Raw genomic sequence first — 18,802 nt, 5'->3', positions numbered from 1 at the left:
AATTATTTCTTATTCATTTCCGCAAAAAACTTGTGGAAATAAGGAATGGTTTCTATTCCTTTATAATAGTTAGCCAGACCATACTTCTCATTTGGAGAGTGCAGGTTGTCACTATCTAATCCAAAGCCCATCAGGATGGTCTTCAGTCCAAGTTCTTTTTCAAACAGTGCTACAATAGGAATACTACCGCCACCGCGTACAGGAATTGGAGATTTACCAAAAGTTTCCTTGATCGCTTCGCTTGCTGCCTTGAATGCCACGTGGTCAGTAGGTGTTACATACGGGCTACCACCGTGGTGAGCAGTAACCTTTACCTTTACTGACTTAGGCGCAATCTTCTCAAAATGAGCTTTGAACAGGTCGGAAATCTGGATCCAGTCCTGGTTAGGTACCAGGCGCATAGAGATCTTGGCGTGTGCTTTTGAAGGCAATACGGTTTTGGAACCTTCGCCGGTATAGCCACCCCAGATACCGTTTACCTCCAGGGTAGGACGGATACCGGTGCGCTCGATAGAAGAATATCCCTTCTCACCCCACAGTTCATCTACACCCAGGTCTTTTTTGTAATCAGCTTCGTCGAACGGTGCTGCATTCAGGGCAGCTCTGTCTTCCTTGCTCAGTTCCTGTACGTTGTCGTAGAAACCAGGGATAGTAATATGGTTATTTTCGTCATGGAGGGACGCAATCATCTGGCAAAGGATGGTAGCAGGGTTGGCAACAGCGCCGCCATATACGCCACTGTGCAGGTCACGATTAGGGCCGGTTACCTCTACTTCCATATAAGACAGACCACGTAAGCCGGTATCCAGGCTAGGATTTTCCAGGCTAAGCATGGAGGTATCAGAAATGAGCACCACATCTGCTTTCAGTCTTTCTTTATTTTCCTTAATAAAGATACCCAGGTTCGCAGAGCCTACTTCCTCCTCTCCTTCAATCATAAACTTGATATTGCAGGGTACGGAGTTGGTATTCATCATCGTTTCGAACGCCTTCACATGCATATAGAACTGCCCTTTGTCGTCCGCAGAACCGCGGGCATAGATCTTTTCGTCTTTGATTACAGGTTCGAACGGACCGCTATCCCACAGTTCCAGGGGATCGGCAGGCTGTACATCGTAATGACCATATACCAATACGGTCGGGAGAGCCGCATCGATGATTTTTTCTCCGTATACGATTGGGTGTCCGGCAGTAGGGCAAACTTCTACATTGTCAGCACCTGCTTCAATCAGGCGTTGTTTTACCGCTTCGGCGCAGTCCGCTACATCTTTGTTAAAACGGGAGTCTGCGCTCACGGAAGGGATGCGCAGCAAAGCCAGCAATTCTTCCAGAAAACGTTCTTTATTCTTTGTCTGATAGTCTTTCCAAACTTGCATATTCCACTAAGTTTTTCTTTAGAAAGCTGCAATTTAAGGGAAAGTCTAAATATAGGGAACCAGAAAAATCGGATTTCATTAACATGGCGTTAACGAATTTCTCCTTCTTTCTATCGAAATTTAAAGCGTATTGGGGACAGATATCCAGCGCACAAAAGAAGAAGAAGACTCACTAACCGCAAAATAACCTTATTCATATGATTACCAGCGAGGATACCGCTATGTTATCCGTCTTAAAGAAGGATAATACCCTGGAGGCCTATCAATACTTCTTTATGAAATACTACAAACCCCTCTGCCTGAAAGCCAGTACAATGTTGGGGAATATGGACGAGGCAAGAGAGCTAGTACAAAAGATATTTATAGAAGTATGGAAGACCCGGCAATATCAGCAGATAGAACATGCCCCTGGGGGCTTTTTCTATCAACTTATTGACGCCAGATGCCGTCTGCTGCAGGAAAATGCCGCCGTTGCCGCACAGCAAAACAAGGCACCCTGTCCACCCTGCGAAACGGGGCCGGCATTGGTACCGACGTCGATTTCAACACCTTTGATCATGGCTATTGAAAGATAACCCGGCTATGACGAAACATATAAAACCAAGACTCAACTTAATTATTATCTTAAAAACCCTCGTAACCACTACCATAATAAAATGAAATACGACCAAGAGTATATCTACAGTTTACTACTGCGTAAGCAACTTGGCGATTTAACTGAAGTGGAAGACAAGCTGCTGCAAAAAGAAATGCACAATAATGAAAATGTGCGCCGCTGCTGGCAGGAATATGAAGAGGCCATATTGTACACAGACAATGCATTCCTGGAAGACCTTCAGATAGAATCCGACTGGCTGAAGGTAAAAGCCATCCTGGAACCAACACCAGTACACCTCAGGGTATTGACTTACCTGAAGAAAGTACGGGTAGCGGCAGCTATTTTATTTGCCATCGGCGCCACCGCAGGGGCATATTTCTTTTTGCCTGTAAAACAACAGCTACCTCATCAAACAGCCAACCATTATCGCATTATATTCCCACAAATGGCAGGCGTACCTACCTTCTCAGTGCCTGCACCTTCCGCAGTAGCTGACAACCAAGTAACTGATACCGCCATTAAGGTAACAGGCGATTCAGGGACCATCGCTATTAAAAACATCCGTCCGGATACCATTTACCAGAGCAAATCGCTGGAATGGAATACACTCACGGTACCCCCCATGCAGGATTATCATATTGAACTGGCAGATGGTACGGAAGTACATCTCAATGCCAGCTCCACCCTCCGTTTCCCATTCATCTTCCCGGGCAGAACCAGGGAAGTATACCTGGAAGGAGAAGCTTACTTTACGGTAGCACATAATCCTGAAAGACCGTTTATTGTTCACACAGGAATTACCTCCGTGATAGCACTGGGTACGGCTTTCAACGTCAATTCCTATGATAACAATACTGTTACAACCTCTCTGGTACAAGGTACAGTGGTGACAGATGTAGGAGATAGTCTTGATGTAACGCTTAAGCCCGGATTTGAGGCAATCTATCATCCCGGCGAGCGGTTCAAGGTAAAACGTTTCGATGAAACAGTAACCCTGGGTTGGAGGGAAGGCGTTTATCGCTTCCGCAACAGGCCATTGGAAGAACTGAGACCTGTATTACAACGCTGGTTTGGACTCAAACTGGACTTTTCAGCAGCGCCTTCACTTGTAAATACACACTTCTCAGGCAGCCTTGAAAAAGATAAAAAGGTTGAAGATTTTCTTGACGAGATCTGTAAACAATTAAAGTTGGATTATCAGATATACGACAACACGATACACTTCATCATTAAGAAATGAGCTTTTGACGGAGCAGGAACTCCAGCTTCTCATTTACATCCAGCAACTTTGCTGTTAATTCCTTGTTCTCTTTACGGAGGGCATAGACTTCAAATGCCTTTTCTATGTTGTGACGAAGATCCTCGTCATTCCACGGCTTGGAAAAATACTTATACACCTGACCCTTGTTGATGGCATCAATAACCGCATTGATGTCTGCATAACCTGTCAGTAAAATTCGGATGGGCTCAGAATACCTGTCAAGGATAGACTCAAAAAATTCAATCCCGGTCATCCTGGGCATCCGCTGATCTGAAATGATGATGTGGACTTCTTCCTTTTCCAACACTTTCTCTGCTTCCTCAGCCGAACTTGCCGTAAATATCGTGTAAAGCCTACGGAAAGATGCTTTGAACGCATTTAAGTTGTGTATCTCATCATCTATATACAGAATATGGATGTGTTGTGCACTCATTGAAGCAGACTTAAATACCTTTAAATTAACAATAGCGGCGTTACAAACGAATGAAAGTATTCTTAACGATATTTACAATAAGCAAATACCACCAAAATTATAGAGAAACCTACATTTGCTGACTGATTTTTTCACCAATGCCTATATCTTTCTTGTGAAAGTAAAATAAACTCCTTTTATCGTTCCTGCGGTTATTGTTCAGTGAGCTGGTTAGCAGGCATTAGCATAATAACTCCTTGTACTTTGCGTAATTTCTTGTAGGTTTGAATACGCCTGTTATTACTCACTATACTAATTTACAGAAAATCAGGGCAATATAAACAGGCATTAACATTGTTATATAGTAAATAAATCTTAGCACAAATGAAAAAGAGTACGCTCACACTGATCATTATTCTTGTTGTAGTATTAATCTTTGGAGGCTGTGGTGTATCCAAATACAATAACATCGTACGTCAGGATCAGGCAGTAAAAAGCAAGTGGAGCAATGTGGAAGCACAGTATCAGCGCAGAGCTGATCTGATCCCTAATCTGGTTTCGACTGTTAAAGGTGCAGCTAACTTTGAGAAAGAAACCCTCACACAGGTAATGGAAGCAAGAGCAAAAGCTACCCAGATCACCATCAAAGGTGAAGACCTGACTCCTGAAAAAGTACAACAGTACCAGGCAGCACAAGGTCAGCTGAGTACAGCACTGGGCAGACTGCTGGCTGTATCAGAAGCTTATCCTGAACTGAAAGCTAACCAGAACTTCCGTGACCTGCAGGCACAACTAGAAGGCACTGAGAACCGCATCACCGTAGCACGTAATGACTTTACCACAGCTGTGGAAAGCTTTAATGCCACTGTCAGCACTTTTCCTAACAATATCGTAGCTGGTTTCGGTGGTTTCAAAGCCAAAGAATACTATATGGCCGATAAAGGTTCTGAAAATGCTCCTAAGGTGCAGTTTTAATATCAAATAGCCCATTCTTCTATGCGTTTATTCCCTAAAAAAGAACTGCTCACTGAAGCAGAAAAACAGCAACTGGTGCAAGCGATCCGGAATGCGGAAAGAATGACCAGCGGAGAAATCCGGGTATTTGTCGAAAGCCGTTGCAAATTTGTTGATCCCATAGACAGGGCACAGGAGATATTCATTCAACTGGGCCTGGAGAAAACAAGGTTTCGCAATGGAGTGCTCCTCTATTTTGCACTGAAAGATAAACAGTATGCTATAGCCGGGGATAAAGGCATTCATGAAAAAGTGGGTAAAGATTTCTGGAAAGAGAAAACAAAAAGCATGCTGGCACATTTTGCCAAAAACCAGGTGGTAACAGGTATCGAAGCCTGCATCGGTGAAATAGGCGAAGCGCTGTGTAAACACTTTCCACATGAAGGAGATGACATTAACGAATTACCGGACGACATTGTAGTAGGGAGATGAGGTCAATAAAAATAATTAAGATGAGGCAAGTATATTGCCTGCTTTTAGGTTTCTTCTTAGCCCTGGGAATGGTACAGGCACAGGAATTAAAGATTCCTCCCCGCCCAAATCCACCCCGGCTGGTGAATGACCTGGCAGGCGTGCTGCAAAGCGATCAGGTAGCCACACTGGAAAACAAACTGTTAGAGTACAACGATACCACTTCTACACAGATCGCCATTGTGACCATCCCTTCTACCAATGGAAGGGACATTGCCGAAGTAGGTCTGGCTATACTCCGTGACTGGGGTATCGGTACCAAAGAGAAAAACAATGGTATACTGATACTGGCAGCCATAGACGACAGAAAGATTCGTATCGAAGTCGGCACCGGTATGGAAGGCGTAGTACCAGATGCTATCGCTAACCGCATCATCGATGAGAACATTAAACCAAACTTCAAAGCCGGCAATTACTATCAGGGTTTTGATGAAGCGATAGACAGGATCGTTGAAGCGTCGAAAGGAGAATACAAAGGCACCCCCAACAGGGCAAAAGACGGTAGCAATGCACCAGGTCTGGTTATACTGATCATCATAATTGTAGTGATCATTTCGATCCTGAATAATCGCGGTGGCGGTGGTGGTAATACATTTAGTCGTCGTGGATGGACAGGTTGGATTGGCCCGGCAGTCTTTGGCGGCAGTAGCCGTGGAGGCAGCTGGGGCGGTGGCGGAGGAGGAGGCGGCTTTGGCGGCTTCGGTGGAGGCTCCGGTAGCGGAGGTGGTGCAAGCGGCAGCTGGTAAAATAATTGAAAAGGGGGTTACAGTATTGTAATTCCCTTTTCTTCTGAAAATGGTTTTTATACCCGTTGATAAATCTCCGCTTTTCATGAATGCTTTTATTCTTCGTCGAGGGGAAACCATACATTCACTCTCGTGCCTGATGGCAAATCTTCTATATCAAAGGTCATATCCAGGTTAAATCGTTTGTTGTACAAAGTCAGCCTGTCACGTGTTATTTGTATCCCCCTGGAATGATGCTCATCGCCAGTTTGTTGCTTCAATGCTGCCGACCTTTCCCTGCCTATACCGTCATCTTCAATAATACATAGTACCCGATCTATTTCTTTCGTGAATATAATAGTGAGTTTACCCCTTTCCTTTTTGTGCAGTAACCCATGCCAGATGGCATTCTCCACAAAGGGTTGTAAAATCATGGTAGGGATATCTGTAAAATCAGGATCCAGTGCGGCATCTACACGTATATCACAATCAAATTGATCCGCAAAACGTAACTTTTCCAGCTCTATGTAGTTTTCAATCATCCTGATCTCTTTGGAAATAGGGATACTATTCAGCTGTGAGCTATCCAGTACATTCCTGATCAGTCTTGCAAAACGATTCAGGTAAGAAAGCGCCTGCTCTGTTTCACGCTTCATCATAAATGTCTGAATAGAGTTCAGGGCATTGAAAATGAAGTGCGGATTCATTTGTGCCCGGAGGGCTTTCATTTCCAGCTGGGCTATCTGTTGCTCTATTTCTGTACGGCGGCGGGCTTCTCTTTTGATCAGGTAGATTCTTATCCTGAAATAAGTATAGATGATCGCCACTACCAGCAGCAGCCCCAACATACGGAACCAGGTAGTTTGCCAGAAAGCAGGCAGGATATTAAAATACAATGTCGTTATACCCGATGAAAAAGTGCCGGCAGTGTTCATACTTCGTACCCTGAACACATAACTACCAGGAGGCAGATTCGTATACCTGGCTACCAGCAGACCATTGGCCTGTACCCAGTCTTCATCTACACCATCCAATTGATAAAAATAGCGGATGGCTTCATGGTGATATTGCAGACTTTTGAATTCAATGTTGATAAAGTTCTGACGATGATTCAGTGCCAGCGGTACATTTTTGTCATACAGGGTACTCAGCTGTATACTGCTGTCTATGGCCCTGAAATTGATAATGGTCACATTGGGTGGCGAAGGTGCGACTTTCAATGCGGCCGTATCCAATATCACAAAATGATCGGAGGCCCCTATCATCAACCGGCCATCTGCCAAGCGTACGATCCGTCTTCTCACCTTCCGGTTGTTATCTATGATCTGTCCTGTCTGTACAAAGGTTTCCAGACCGGAATTCCGTCTGTTAAAACGATAAAACCCATATGGGGTAGTAAACCACAAACCCTTATTGCCTGAAGGTAACATGCTTAGTACCCACTCGTCAAACAGGTCGCCATTGATCAGTAATGGATCGGCTGTATGATTATGAATATTGTATACCCACAAACCATGTTCTGTACCTGCTACGAGCATCGTATCATCCAGCAGTTTCAGACAGGTGATATTACTGACAGATAAATGTGCGTAGGGAAACAGCTCCCGAGACACTATCTTCTGGGTAATATGATTATACCGGATCAAACCAGCATCACTGGTAGCGAGCCATAATATACTGTCTCCCTGCCTCGCTATATCCATCACCGTAATAGGATGCCGGATTTTGTTCAGCAGGTTCTGACAGGCCATAAATGTATCTGTTACAGGGTTCCAGCGTACCAGTCCTTTTTTATACAACCCTATCCACACGGTGGTATCATTTTCCGGTAGCATGGTCATGAGTGTCTGATCACCAAATACATCTTTATGTTTTTGTGCTACAAATTCCCCCTGCTTAGGATCAAATATTGATAACCAGCCATTCTCCTGGCCTACCAGCACCTTGTCATCCGGCATTTGGGCAAAACTCCATACCAGCCCCCGCTCCTCAGGTACTTCTTTGAGGAACTGCTTTTTTAGCTGCAGACCAGGTGAGAGCCAGCTAAAGCCCTTGCCCCAATAACCTGCATAGATATTTCCCTTATTATCCTGGAAAAGACCGGTCACTTCTGCCTGGGGCAATTTTGCATTGGGATCCCGCTGATCCATGATGCGAAACGCCGGATCAGGAGGATTCAGAATATTTAATCCCCTGTCAGTACCTATCCATAGACGGCCATCTCTGTCATTCAGGAAACAATTGACTTCAAAGTCGTAGTGGAATCTTTTATCGTCTTCGTTATTCGCGCGAATGTTGAGGTGGAAATCGTTTGCCTTTTCATCATAGCGGTAGATGCCGCCCAGTTCCGTTGCTACCCATATCTGGTTGTCTTTGTCTTCAGTAATGTCGGTGACCATATTCCCTTCAGGAGGTTGATTAATCCTGAAGGGCCAGCCTTTCAACTGGTTTTGTGCGGGTATATAGCAGTAGAGTGTGTCGCCAAGCCTATCTGCAACCCAGAGCCGTTCGTGGCTATCGATGAAAAACTGCTTAACGCTACCCAGTGTATTTAGCAGGGGAATCTGTAGAGGATTGTTATTTCTGCCGTACAGGTGTTTCCGGTCGGCACTCAGCATGTAGATACCTTTCCTGCCACTGATCCAGAGGTTACCTTTAATATCTTCAGTAATGGCGCTGTACATTTCAGTTCGCTGTGCTTCGGGTACTTCTTTGGGAATAACGAAGGTGGAAGACGGTTCATCATAGCGATATAATCCTTCCTGAGTGGTGACCCAGATCACGCCAGCATGATCCTGTATAATATGACTACAATATACATTGCCGGTGCCCACAGGGAGCATATCCATTTTCAGGACCTTTACTTTGGAAGTGACAGGATCATAAAAACGAATGTTGTCCGGAGCCCCCATCCAGATCCTTCCTTTTTTATCTTCACACAGGCAGATATCGTCATAATAAATAGAGCCGGGTACCTTGTCAAAGCTGGCAATGGTGATCAGGTTACTCCCATCATAACGTTGCAATGCCGTGCTGGCAATCCAGATAAACCCTTTGCGGTCCTGTAAGATAGCTGATACGTGATTACTGGCCAGCCCATCGTTGAGATCCAGGTGGCGGAATGAATATGAAAGTGTCGACTCCTGTGCACGCACAGAATAGCTATATATTGTCAGCAGACAGAATATAAAAGCAGCAAAGCAGTACTTCATATTCATAAGTGGGAACTAAAAGTAACTAATATTACTGAACACCTACAGCCAGCTTATACTTTTCTTCATCAAAAGCTTTTTCACTTTTTGCCATCACGATAGTGGCGACACCATTACCGATCAGGTTTGTAATCGCCCTGGCTTCACTCATAAAACGGTCAACTCCTATCAGGAGTGCAAGACCTTCCGCAGGGATCACTTTGATAACAGCCAGTGTGGAGGCGAGTACGATAAAACCGCTGCCAGTTACACCTGCAGCTCCTTTGGAAGTGATCATCAGGATGCCGATGATGGTTAACTCCTGCCAGATGCTCAGGTCTACTTTTGCTGCCTGTGCCAGGAAGATCATAGACATACTGAGGTATATACTCGTACCATCCAGGTTAAAAGAATAACCTGCGGGGATAACGAGGCCTACAACCTCTTTATGGCAACCCATTTTTTCCAGTTTCTCCATAATACCCGGCAGGGCAGATTCGGAACTGGATGTACCCAGTACGATCAGGAGTTCGTTACTTATAAATTTGAGGTATTTCCAGAGGCTGAATTTGTACAGATACGCGATCGTTCCCAGTACGATGAAGATGAACAGGAACATAGTCAGGTATACACAGAGCATGAGTGAGATCATGGGGTGCAGGGCTTTGAGGCCGAACTTCCCAATGGTAAAAGCCATTCCTCCAAAAGCACCAATAGGCGCGAGTTTCATGATAAACTTGAGGATATTGAAAAAGACTTCTGAAATGCGCTCGAAAGTATTCAGGAGGCCATCACCCTTTCCATTCAGTTTTGTAATACCGTAGCCAAAAAAAATAGCAAATACCAGAACCTGGATAATTTCGCCTTTGGCAAAGGCTTCTACAGCATTGGCAGGAACAATATGGAGCAGGAATTCCGTCCAGCTAAAGCCAGCTGCATCCTGTTGGATCCTGGCCGCTTTTGCAATGTCGGCACCCGATACACTGGAAAAATCAATGCTTTTACCAGGTTTTAAATAGTTCGCAACAAGGAGGCCGATTGTGATGGCGAGGGTGGTCACGATTTCGAAATAGAGTAACGCTTTGCCACCTACCTTTCCTACTTTCTTCATATCTCCCATTCTGGCAATGCCGAGTACAATGGTAAGGAAGATGATGGGGGCAATCAGCATCTTTATCAGGTTGATAAAGACGGTACTGATCAATTCTCCTGTAGGAGCGATTTGAGGATAGTAGTGGCCGACGAGAATACCGATGATGATGGCGATGATAACCTGGAAATAGAGGTGGCGCGTTAGTTTACTCATTCCATCAAGATAATAAAAAACTTTCTGCCCATTCCAAAAAACAAAGACACCTGATGTTTTTAGCACCAGGTGTCTTTGTTATCTAAAAAACTCAATAATAATTATGCTTTTACAGCAGCAATACCAGGCAGGGTCTTTCCTTCGAAATACTCCAGCATAGCACCACCACCAGTAGATACATAGCTAACTTTGTCAGCCAGGCCAAACTGGTTCACAGCAGCAACAGAGTCGCCACCACCTACCAGCGAGAATGCACCCTGTGCTGTAGCCAGAACGATGGCATCAGCTACAGATTTGGTACCATTCTGGAAAGCCTTCATTTCGAATACGCCCATAGGACCATTCCACAGGATGGTTTTAGACTGTTGAATCGTTTCGCTGAAGATAGCTACGGATTTAGGTCCGATGTCCAGACCCATCCAACCAGCTGGGATGTTATCATTGCTAACTTCCTGGGTGTTGGCATCAGCTGCAAATTTATCAGCAGCGATAGAATCAACAGGCAGGATCAGCTGTACCCCTTTTGCCTTAGCTTTAGCGAGCAGGTCCAGTGCCAGGTCCAGTTTCTCATTTTCGCACAGAGAGCTACCGATTTCCTTACCCTGCGCTTTCAGGAAAGTATAAGCCATACCACCACCGATGATGATGTTATTAGCTTTTTCCATCAGGTTTTCGATGATCAGGATTTTGTCGCTCACCTTAGCACCACCCAGGATAGCGGTGAAAGGTTTTTCTGAACCATGCAGTACTTTTTCTGCATTGCTTACTTCAGCTTCCATCAGCAGACCAAACATACGTTTGTCAGTTGAGAAGAATTCAGCAATCACAGCAGTAGAAGCGTGTGCACGGTGAGCAGTACCGAATGCATCGTTTACATATACGTCACCCAGTTTAGACAGCTTTTCTGCGAAGCCCTTATCACCTTTTTCTTCTTCTTTGTAGAAGCGCAGGTTTTCCAGCAGCAGCACTTCGCCAGGTTGGAGGGCAGCAGCAGCTTTTTCAGCTACTTCGCCAATACAATCGGCAGCGAACTTAACGGTCACACCTTCCAGCAATTTGATCAGGTGGTTAACCAGGTGTTTCAGTGAATATTTATCGGTAGGACCATCTTTTGGACGACCCAGGTGAGACATCAGGATTACGCTACCGCCATCAGCAAGGATCTTTTTGATGGTAGGAACAGCAGCGGTCATACGGGTATCATCAGTGATCTGGAATTGATCGTTCAGTGGCACGTTAAAGTCAACGCGCACTACTGCTTTATGACCTTTAAAGTTGAAATCGGAAAATTTACTCATTGGTTCTGGTTTATCTCTCTGGTGAATAAACGATAAATGGTGAACAGTGAATGGTGGAAACAATTTCACCATTTACCATTCACCATTTACATCTTATGATCTATAAAGCTTATTTGCTGATCAAACCGGCAAAGTACTTAACGGTACGAACCAGCTGAGACACATAGCTCATCTCGTTGTCATACCATGATACAGTCTTAACCAGTTGTTTGTCGCCTACAGAAACGATCTTAGTCTGAGTAGCATCGAACAGGGAACCGAAGTGGATACCGATGATGTCGCTGCTCACGATTTCGTCTGTAGTATAACCGAATGATTCGTTAGAAGCAGCTTTCATAGCAGCGTTGATTTCTTCAACGGTAGTCTTCTTCTTCAGAACGGTAGTCAGTTCAGTCAGGGAACCAGTGATGGTTGGAACACGCTGTGCGTTACCATCCAGTTTACCTTTCAGGCTAGGCAGTACCAGGCCGATAGCTTTAGCAGCACCAGTACTGTTAGGTACGATGTTGGCAGCTGCAGCACGTGCACGACGCAGGTCACCCTTAGGATGAGGTGCATCCAGGGTATTCTGGTCGTTGGTGTAAGCGTGGATAGTGGTCATGATACCCAGTTCGATACCATAAGTATCTTCCAGTACCTTAGCCATTGGAGCCAGACAGTTAGTAGTACATGAAGCGCAGGAAATGATAGTTTCGCTACCATCCAGGATATCATGGTTTACGTTGAATACAACAGTCTTCAGGTCACCAGTTGCAGGAGCAGAGATAACAACTCTCTTAGCACCAGCCTTGATGTGAGCTTCAGCTTTGTCTTTATCGGCGAAGAAACCGGTTGATTCGATAACTACGTCAACACCATGGTTACCCCAGGGAATTTGAGAAGGATCTTTTTGAGCGTAAATTTTCACCTCATTTCCGTCAACGGAGATAGCGTTATCGGAGTGCTTCACATCAGCATCGAAACGACCCTGAGCTGAATCGTATTTCAGAAGGTGAGCTAAAACTGCGGGACTTGTAAGGTCATTAATAGCTACCACGTCTATACCTGGCATTTTGTAGATCTGACGGTATACTAAACGGCCAATACGACCGAAACCATTAATACCGATTTTAAGATTAGTTCCCATTTTACACTGAGTTTGTTGAGATTGAAAAAAATTGATTGCGAAGTTACATGCTAGACCGGGATAAAGCAATAGAATTTTAAGTTAACGAAATTTTTTTTGGAAATATGAAAATCCCGCTTACCTTTGCAATCCTAAAATATGGAATCGCGCCATAGCTTTTAGACAAGCCGCGTTGGTCAATCGGCTAAGACGCCTCCCTTTCACGGAGGAATGACGGGTTCGACTCCCGTACGCGGTACCAGTAAGAAGGTTGCTCAATTGGGCAGCCTTTTTCATTTTGTGCCGCATATGTTTATACCAGAATCCCTGCTCCAGACCTATTGTATATCCATAATTAGCTTTCTGATAGCCACGCTGTTTATGGCAAAACTCCGAAAGGTTAAAAGCACATATCTCTCTACTGCCAATTCTACTGCTGCTGTTCCTGCTTTGGTGAATGTGATGCTGATGACCGTTGACCTGGTCAATGCGTGGGAGGCCTCCCCGGATCACATATTCTTCAAATACCGTTCAGCAGTCTACTTGCCGTTAATTGTCATTTATGTGGCTGCAATTTCGCTCTCTCTTTTAAAGAAACTAAGAGCTACGGTCTTATTTTCGTTGATTTTAGTCATTGTTTATAGCTGTCTGATCTCTCATGAACCTGCCTGTATGATCATTACTGGTTTCAATGGGGCCTCTGGCTGGTCTAATTACAGCGCCCCATTGTGGACGTATGTAATGCTATTGTCTGCAGCTGCCATCTATTCGTTAATTTGCTACCTTATAGCTGTAAGGATACATGCACGACAAAATCACTAAATACGAATTTAAAGCAGGCTTACCCGTGGAATTCGAAATCATTCCGCTGGAGAAACTATACAGCAATAATGCTGAAATGCTCATCACCCCACACCGTACCGGCTTTTACCACATACTCTGGTTTCAGCAGGGCACACCCGTACATTGGGTAGACTTTGAACCCATACAAATAAAGCCGGGCACGTTACTGTTCTTAAACAAAGACAGGGTACACCGGTTTGATGTGCACGCTAATGCGGATGGATATGCGATTTTGTTCACTGACAATTTCTTTAACAAGAACCTCAAATACCTGCATGGCAACATTCTCTTTAATGACCTCATGAAAGTGGTCATGATCCATCTTGATGACAGCAAACCCTTCAGTGAACTGATCACCCTCATGCAATGGGAACTCACACATTCCAAAGATGGAGGACAACCCGACATCCTGCATAACCTGTTACACAATTTCCTCCTGTATGCAGAACGCGAATACCGCCAGCAAGACTTTACAGAACTGAAGAAGAATGCCGACCTGGATTATTTACTGTTATTCAGGGAAATGCTGGAAAAACATTACCAGTCAGAAAAACAGGTGCAATTCTACGCCCGCGAACTCCTGGTTACAGAGAAACGGCTGAACACCGCCACGGCCAAAACTGTAGGCAAAACACCCAAGGAAATGATCGACGACCGTGTCATGCTGGAAGCCAAACGCCTGCTCGTCCATACCCAGGATACCATCAAGGAAATAGGTTACACCCTGGGCTATGATGAACCTACCAACTTCATCAAATATTTTAAAAAACACGCTGCTCAAACACCCGTTGAATTCAGGGAACAATTCCTGATGGCGTAAAAGTATCATACTATATCCTGTTTCTACCTTTTCCCGCGCCGGTAAATGCTACAACTTTGCAGTATGAAAGACAACAAACAAAAGGTTATCGACCTCCTAAACAGCCTGGAAACCGGCGATGCGGCTCCGGTGGCTTATATCAATCCAGAAAATTACACCCAGCATAACCTCGCTATTGCTGATGGTCTGGCCGGATTTGGTGCACTGGTACAGAACAAACCTGCACAGGGTTTTAAAGTGAATATTGTACGTGCCTTCCAGGAGGGCGATTATGTATTTACACATACAGAATACGACTTCTTCGGTCCAAAGATCGGGTTTGATATCTTCCGCTTTGAAGACGGTAAAATCGTAGAACACTGGGATAACCTGCAGGAACCCGTTTCTCCTACCGCTAACGGACATACAATGACTGATGGTGAGACTACGATCACTGACCTGGACAAAACTGCCTCCAATAAAACGTTCATTAAAACCTTTGTGGAAAAGTTCCTGGTAGGCGGCGATACTTCCATCATTCCTGCTTACATCAAAGCACCCGGCTATGTTCAACACAATCCGCATATTGCCGATGGATTGGAAGGGTTACAACAGGCATTGGTCTATTTTGCAGCGAATAAAATTGGCTTTAGCTATACTAAGATACACAAGGTGCTGGGAGAAGGTAACTTTGTACTGGTGATCAGCGAAGGTCTGATGGCAGATGTACACAGCACGTTCTATGATCTGTTCCGTGTAGAAGATGGAAAAATTGCTGAACACTGGGATGTGATTGAAGCGATTCCTGCTGCCAGTGAATGGAAAAATCAAAACGGGAAATTCGGATTTCGTTGACAACACAATTGAAGAAATATTAATGCCTTTGGGCCATCGCAGGCCAATGACCAGTGGCTTAAGCACTGTGGTTACATGCAGATGGAAAAGAAAATGACCGGTATTATTGCTTCGTCATTCTGACCAGGAAGACACCGTGCTGAATGAAGGTACTTTCAAAGAACTGGTACTCAGCCCAAAGGCTGTCGTCGAAAGACAGGACCACCTGATGGGTGCTTAATAATAGTACTTCGCCAGTCTGATAAGGGCTGGCGATTTTTTTGTTTATACCTGAGAATTCCCTAAACTTGCGTTACCATATCACTATTCTTATTAAAGACCACAATAAAAAAACTATAATCTCTTCAAGGCCCAATTCAGACACCCATTGGTCCCTTTACTTTGATTTTTAAATACTCTCCGATGAAAACCAGATTTTCCCTCATTCCTGCGAAGGGAGGCAAGCTGCTGCGCCTACCCATATTCGCCACCATCCTGACGATGGTATCCCTCAAACCCACGTATGCACAGAGCTACAACTATGCAGAAGTATTGCAGAAGTCTATGTTCTTTTACGAAGCACAACGCTCGGGTACATTGCCTGCAGACAACCGTGTCACCTGGCGTGGCAACTCAGCACTCACTGATGGTAGTGATGTAGGTGTAGACCTGACTGGTGGTTGGTATGATGCCGGCGACCATGTGAAGTTCAACTTCCCGATGGCTTTTTCAGCGACTATGCTGGCCTGGGGCGCGGTTGACTTTGCAGATGGTTATAATAACTCCGGTCAGATGAAGTACCTGAAAAGCAATCTTCGTTTTGTAAATGACTATTTTATTCGCTGTCATACCGCGCCAAATGAACTGTATGGCCAGGTAGGCAATGGCGGTACAGACCACGCGTGGTGGGGATCTTCGGAAGTAATGGCGATGTCCCGTCCTGCTTACAGGATTGATGCTACACATCCGGGCTCAGACCTTGCTGCCGAAACTGCTGCTGCAATGGCCGCCGCCAGTATGGTGTTCAAAACAGAAGATCCTGCTTATAGTGCAACGTTGCTTACCCACGCTATTCAGTTGTATAACTTTGCTGATACTTATCGCGGGGTATATTCTGCTTCCATCACGGATGCTGCCAGTTATTATAATTCTTACAGCGGCTACAATGATGAACTTGTATGGGGCGCCATCTGGCTCTACCGCGCCACCGGCGATGTTGCATGGCTCACAAAAGCAGAGACGTACTATGCAAATCTTTCCACTGAGTCTCAGACAGCCATCAAATCTTACAAATGGGGTCTAGCCTGGGATGATAAATCCACAGGCTGTTATGCACTACTGGCAAAGCTGACAGGCAAAACCCAGTACAAAGAAGATATAGAAAGACACCTTGACTATTGGACAGATGGTTACAATGGATCACGCATTACTTACACAGCTGGTGGTCTCGCATTCCTGGATGTATGGGGTGCACTGAGATATGCGATCAACACAGGTTTCCTGGCTGCTTACTACAAAGATGCCGCTACTACGACTGCCAAAGGCACGAAGTACTACACCTTTGCACAGTCACAAATAAACTATGCACTAGGTAGCAATCCAAACAATCGTAGTTATGTATGTGGCTTTGGTACAAATCCTCCTGTAAAGCCTCATCACCGTACTGCACATGGTTGCTGGACGAATAACCTGACCGGCCCTCCTACCGAGTCAAGACATACCTTGTATGGAGCACTGGTAGGTGGCCCCAACAATGATGACTCCTATACAGATGATCGTGGTAACTATGTGAATAACGAAGTGGCGACCGATTACAATGCGGCATTCTCCGGACTGGCGGCAAAGCTGGTACAGGATTACGGAGGTACGCCCCTCACTAACTTCCCGGTGGCAGAAACACCTACAGGTGAATTCACGATCGAGGCCAGGATCAATGGCAGTGGTACTACCTACACTGAATGGTCTGTGTGGGTAAACAATCATACTGCATGGCCGGCTCGTATTGCATCAAAACATGTATTCCGTTTATTTGTTGATATTTCAGAAGGCCTTACCGCCGGTTATAAATCCACTGACTACGTCGTCTCTTCCAACAATGCAGATGTAACTTTTACACCCTTACAAGCGTGGGATACTGCCCAGCATCTTTATTATACAGAGGTGACTTACAACTCCTCGCTTAAGATCTGGCCAGGTGGTCAGAGTGAGTCAAAGAAAGAATCACAGATCCGTATCCGTCTTCCTTACGAAGCGCCAGCCAGTGCATGGAACGCAGCGAATGACTGGTCTTCACAGGGTGTAAATAGTACATTGAAGGAAGTAAGTAATATTCCACTCTATGTAAATGATCAACTGGTATATGGCAGCACACCTACACCAGCTGTAGTCGTGCCTGTAACAGGTATCACTGTTAACCCTGCTACCGATACACTGAACATCGGTACTACGGCACAACTCACAGCAACTGTATTGCCTGCTAATGCGACCAATAAGTTGCTGACATGGACATCTTCTGCTCCATCCATTGCTACTGTGAGCAACACAGGATTAGTAACAACACTGGCTTCTGGCAGTTCATTCATTTATGCTACAACTGCTGATGGCAACTTTAAAGATACCAGCAATATCTACGTGACTAGTGTAGTCGCACCTAAACAATATTCTATCACTACAGCAGTATCTGGTACCGGTACAGTGGCGCTCAACCCCGCTGGTGGTACGTATACAGAAGGTACTGTTGTAACATTGACTGCCGCACCAGGTAGTGGTTACCTGTTTAATAATTGGAGCGGTGGCATTACTGACACGCTCAATCCTGTTACCGTTACAGTAAATACCAACCTGTCTGTCACTGCTAATTTCAAACAGAACGTAACCGGTGGTAGCTGTGATAATCCTTCTGTGGTGGCATTACCATTTACAAAAAATGGTAATGGAGAGTTCTGTTATGTAATTGCAGGTAATATCTCTTATATCAATTCATGGAACCTGGCTAAACTCGAGATCAATGGAGTGGATTATACCAATACATGGTCTAATAGCATGCCTGCGAGAGTGAATGGTAATTACTATGTGCATTATGTAGGTGCGTATGACTGGTCACACTTTGAAGCAGCCGGTACCGAAGCGGGTGCAAGACAGGCTGCTGTCGAGGTAACCTCTCCATCTATTTATCCTAACCCTGTTACACAACGTAGCTTTGCCATTCGTATATCAGACAAGGCAATTACGGATGTGATTGTAACAATGACAGATATGTCAGGCAGAGTGGTGTTGAGAAAATCAGCGAAGGCAAACGAGACAATGACTATTCCATCTGGTATACCTACGGGTATTTACAGCGTGGAAGTAAGCACTAAAAAGAAGAAAGTGATGAGCACTAAACTGATGATTCAGTAATTTTAAAAGAGCTTCTGCTATCAAAGGCAGAAGCTCTTAACTTTTTAGGCAAGACGTACTACATTTCAACCCTGTATCTTTCCTTCCAATATCAGGTTAATATTCTCACCTGGATTTCTCCAAAGGAATTTCATTTGCCAGCTGCGCTAATTGCGCTGGCTTCCAGCTTG

General features: G+C 44.8%; 15 protein-coding genes and 1 tRNA gene. 10 read left to right on the top strand and 6 right to left on the bottom strand.

Annotation, left to right across the window (positions count from 1 at the left end; all coding sequences use genetic code 11):
- Positions 1-2: 2 nt before the first annotated feature.
- A complete protein-coding gene (locus SIO70_RS08275; protein WP_320580464.1) occupies positions 3-1,376 on the bottom strand; it encodes a dipeptidase in 1,374 nt (457 codons plus the stop codon).
- Positions 1,377-1,573: 197 nt separating this feature from the next.
- Between SIO70_RS08275 and SIO70_RS08270 the strand changes: the two genes are divergently transcribed.
- Positions 1,574-1,951 carry a hypothetical protein gene (locus tag SIO70_RS08270; RefSeq protein ID WP_320580463.1) on the top strand — a complete coding sequence of 126 codons (378 nt, stop codon included), beginning with the start codon at positions 1,574-1,576 and terminating at the stop codon, positions 1,949-1,951.
- Between the two features lie 81 nt (positions 1,952-2,032).
- A complete protein-coding gene (locus SIO70_RS08265; protein ID WP_320580462.1) occupies positions 2,033-3,214 on the top strand; it encodes a FecR family protein in 1,182 nt (393 codons plus the stop codon).
- Here the strand turns inward: SIO70_RS08265 and SIO70_RS08260 are convergent.
- Entirely contained in the window at positions 3,204-3,668 is a 465-nt protein-coding gene (locus tag SIO70_RS08260) for a response regulator (protein WP_320580461.1), read from the bottom strand. The genes SIO70_RS08265 and SIO70_RS08260 overlap by 11 nt on opposite strands.
- Positions 3,669-4,031: 363 nt before the next feature.
- On the opposite strand from SIO70_RS08260, the gene SIO70_RS08255 reads away from it, so the two are divergent.
- From SIO70_RS08255 to SIO70_RS08245, 3 genes are read left to right on the top strand one after another with little or no spacing between them, the layout of a single operon-like run.
- A complete protein-coding gene (locus SIO70_RS08255; protein WP_320580460.1) occupies positions 4,032-4,622 on the top strand; it encodes a LemA family protein in 591 nt (196 codons plus the stop codon).
- A gap of 21 nt (positions 4,623-4,643) precedes the next feature.
- Positions 4,644-5,093, top strand: a complete 450-nt coding sequence (locus SIO70_RS08250; RefSeq protein WP_320580459.1) for a TPM domain-containing protein — start codon at positions 4,644-4,646, stop codon at positions 5,091-5,093.
- A 20-nt stretch (positions 5,094-5,113) separates the two neighbouring features.
- Positions 5,114-5,878 carry a TPM domain-containing protein gene (locus SIO70_RS08245; RefSeq protein ID WP_320580458.1) on the top strand — a complete coding sequence of 255 codons (765 nt, stop codon included), beginning with the start codon at positions 5,114-5,116 and terminating at the stop codon, positions 5,876-5,878.
- A 95-nt stretch (positions 5,879-5,973) separates the two neighbouring features.
- On the opposite strand, the gene SIO70_RS08240 is transcribed toward SIO70_RS08245, so the two are convergent.
- The 4 genes from SIO70_RS08240 to gap all read right to left on the bottom strand — a co-directional run bounded on the left by SIO70_RS08240 (position 5,974) and on the right by gap (position 12,778).
- Entirely contained in the window at positions 5,974-9,069 is a 3,096-nt protein-coding gene (locus tag SIO70_RS08240) for a two-component regulator propeller domain-containing protein (protein ID WP_320580457.1), read from the bottom strand.
- Positions 9,070-9,100: 31 nt separating this feature from the next.
- On the bottom strand, positions 9,101-10,354 hold the full coding sequence (gene dctA / locus SIO70_RS08235; RefSeq protein WP_320580456.1) for a C4-dicarboxylate transporter DctA: 1,254 nt from the start codon (positions 10,352-10,354) through the stop codon (positions 9,101-9,103).
- A gap of 101 nt (positions 10,355-10,455) precedes the next feature.
- Positions 10,456-11,652: a phosphoglycerate kinase gene (locus SIO70_RS08230; RefSeq protein ID WP_320580455.1), complete on the bottom strand. Its 1,197-nt coding sequence runs from the start codon at positions 11,650-11,652 to the stop codon at positions 10,456-10,458.
- 109 nt (positions 11,653-11,761) lie between these two features.
- Positions 11,762-12,778 carry a type I glyceraldehyde-3-phosphate dehydrogenase gene (gap, locus tag SIO70_RS08225; protein WP_320580454.1) on the bottom strand — a complete coding sequence of 339 codons (1,017 nt, stop codon included), beginning with the start codon at positions 12,776-12,778 and terminating at the stop codon, positions 11,762-11,764.
- Positions 12,779-12,944: 166 nt separating this feature from the next.
- On the opposite strand from gap, the gene SIO70_RS08220 reads away from it, so the two are divergent.
- The 5 genes from SIO70_RS08220 to SIO70_RS08200 all read left to right on the top strand — a co-directional run bounded on the left by SIO70_RS08220 (position 12,945) and on the right by SIO70_RS08200 (position 18,632).
- Positions 12,945-13,019, top strand: a tRNA-Glu gene (locus SIO70_RS08220).
- 119 nt (positions 13,020-13,138) lie between these two features.
- Entirely contained in the window at positions 13,139-13,579 is a 441-nt protein-coding gene (locus SIO70_RS08215) for a hypothetical protein (protein WP_320580452.1), read from the top strand.
- Positions 13,560-14,420 carry a helix-turn-helix transcriptional regulator gene (locus SIO70_RS08210; protein WP_320580451.1) on the top strand — a complete coding sequence of 287 codons (861 nt, stop codon included), beginning with the start codon at positions 13,560-13,562 and terminating at the stop codon, positions 14,418-14,420. The genes SIO70_RS08215 and SIO70_RS08210 overlap by 20 nt, the downstream gene beginning before the upstream one ends.
- Positions 14,421-14,483: 63 nt before the next feature.
- Positions 14,484-15,254 (top strand): nuclear transport factor 2 family protein, encoded by a 771-nt coding sequence (locus SIO70_RS08205; protein ID WP_320580450.1) that lies wholly within the window; start codon positions 14,484-14,486, stop codon positions 15,252-15,254.
- A 402-nt stretch (positions 15,255-15,656) separates the two neighbouring features.
- Entirely contained in the window at positions 15,657-18,632 is a 2,976-nt protein-coding gene (locus SIO70_RS08200; protein ID WP_320580449.1) for a glycoside hydrolase family 9 protein, read from the top strand.
- Positions 18,633-18,802: the final 170 nt, after the last annotated feature.

It is taken from the genome of Chitinophaga sancti (assembly GCF_034087045.1).
In the GTDB taxonomy this organism is placed as follows: domain Bacteria; phylum Bacteroidota; class Bacteroidia; order Chitinophagales; family Chitinophagaceae; genus Chitinophaga; species Chitinophaga sancti_B.
The sequence above is the reverse complement of the archived record's forward strand: the minus strand, read 5'-3'. Positions and strand labels throughout refer to the sequence as shown.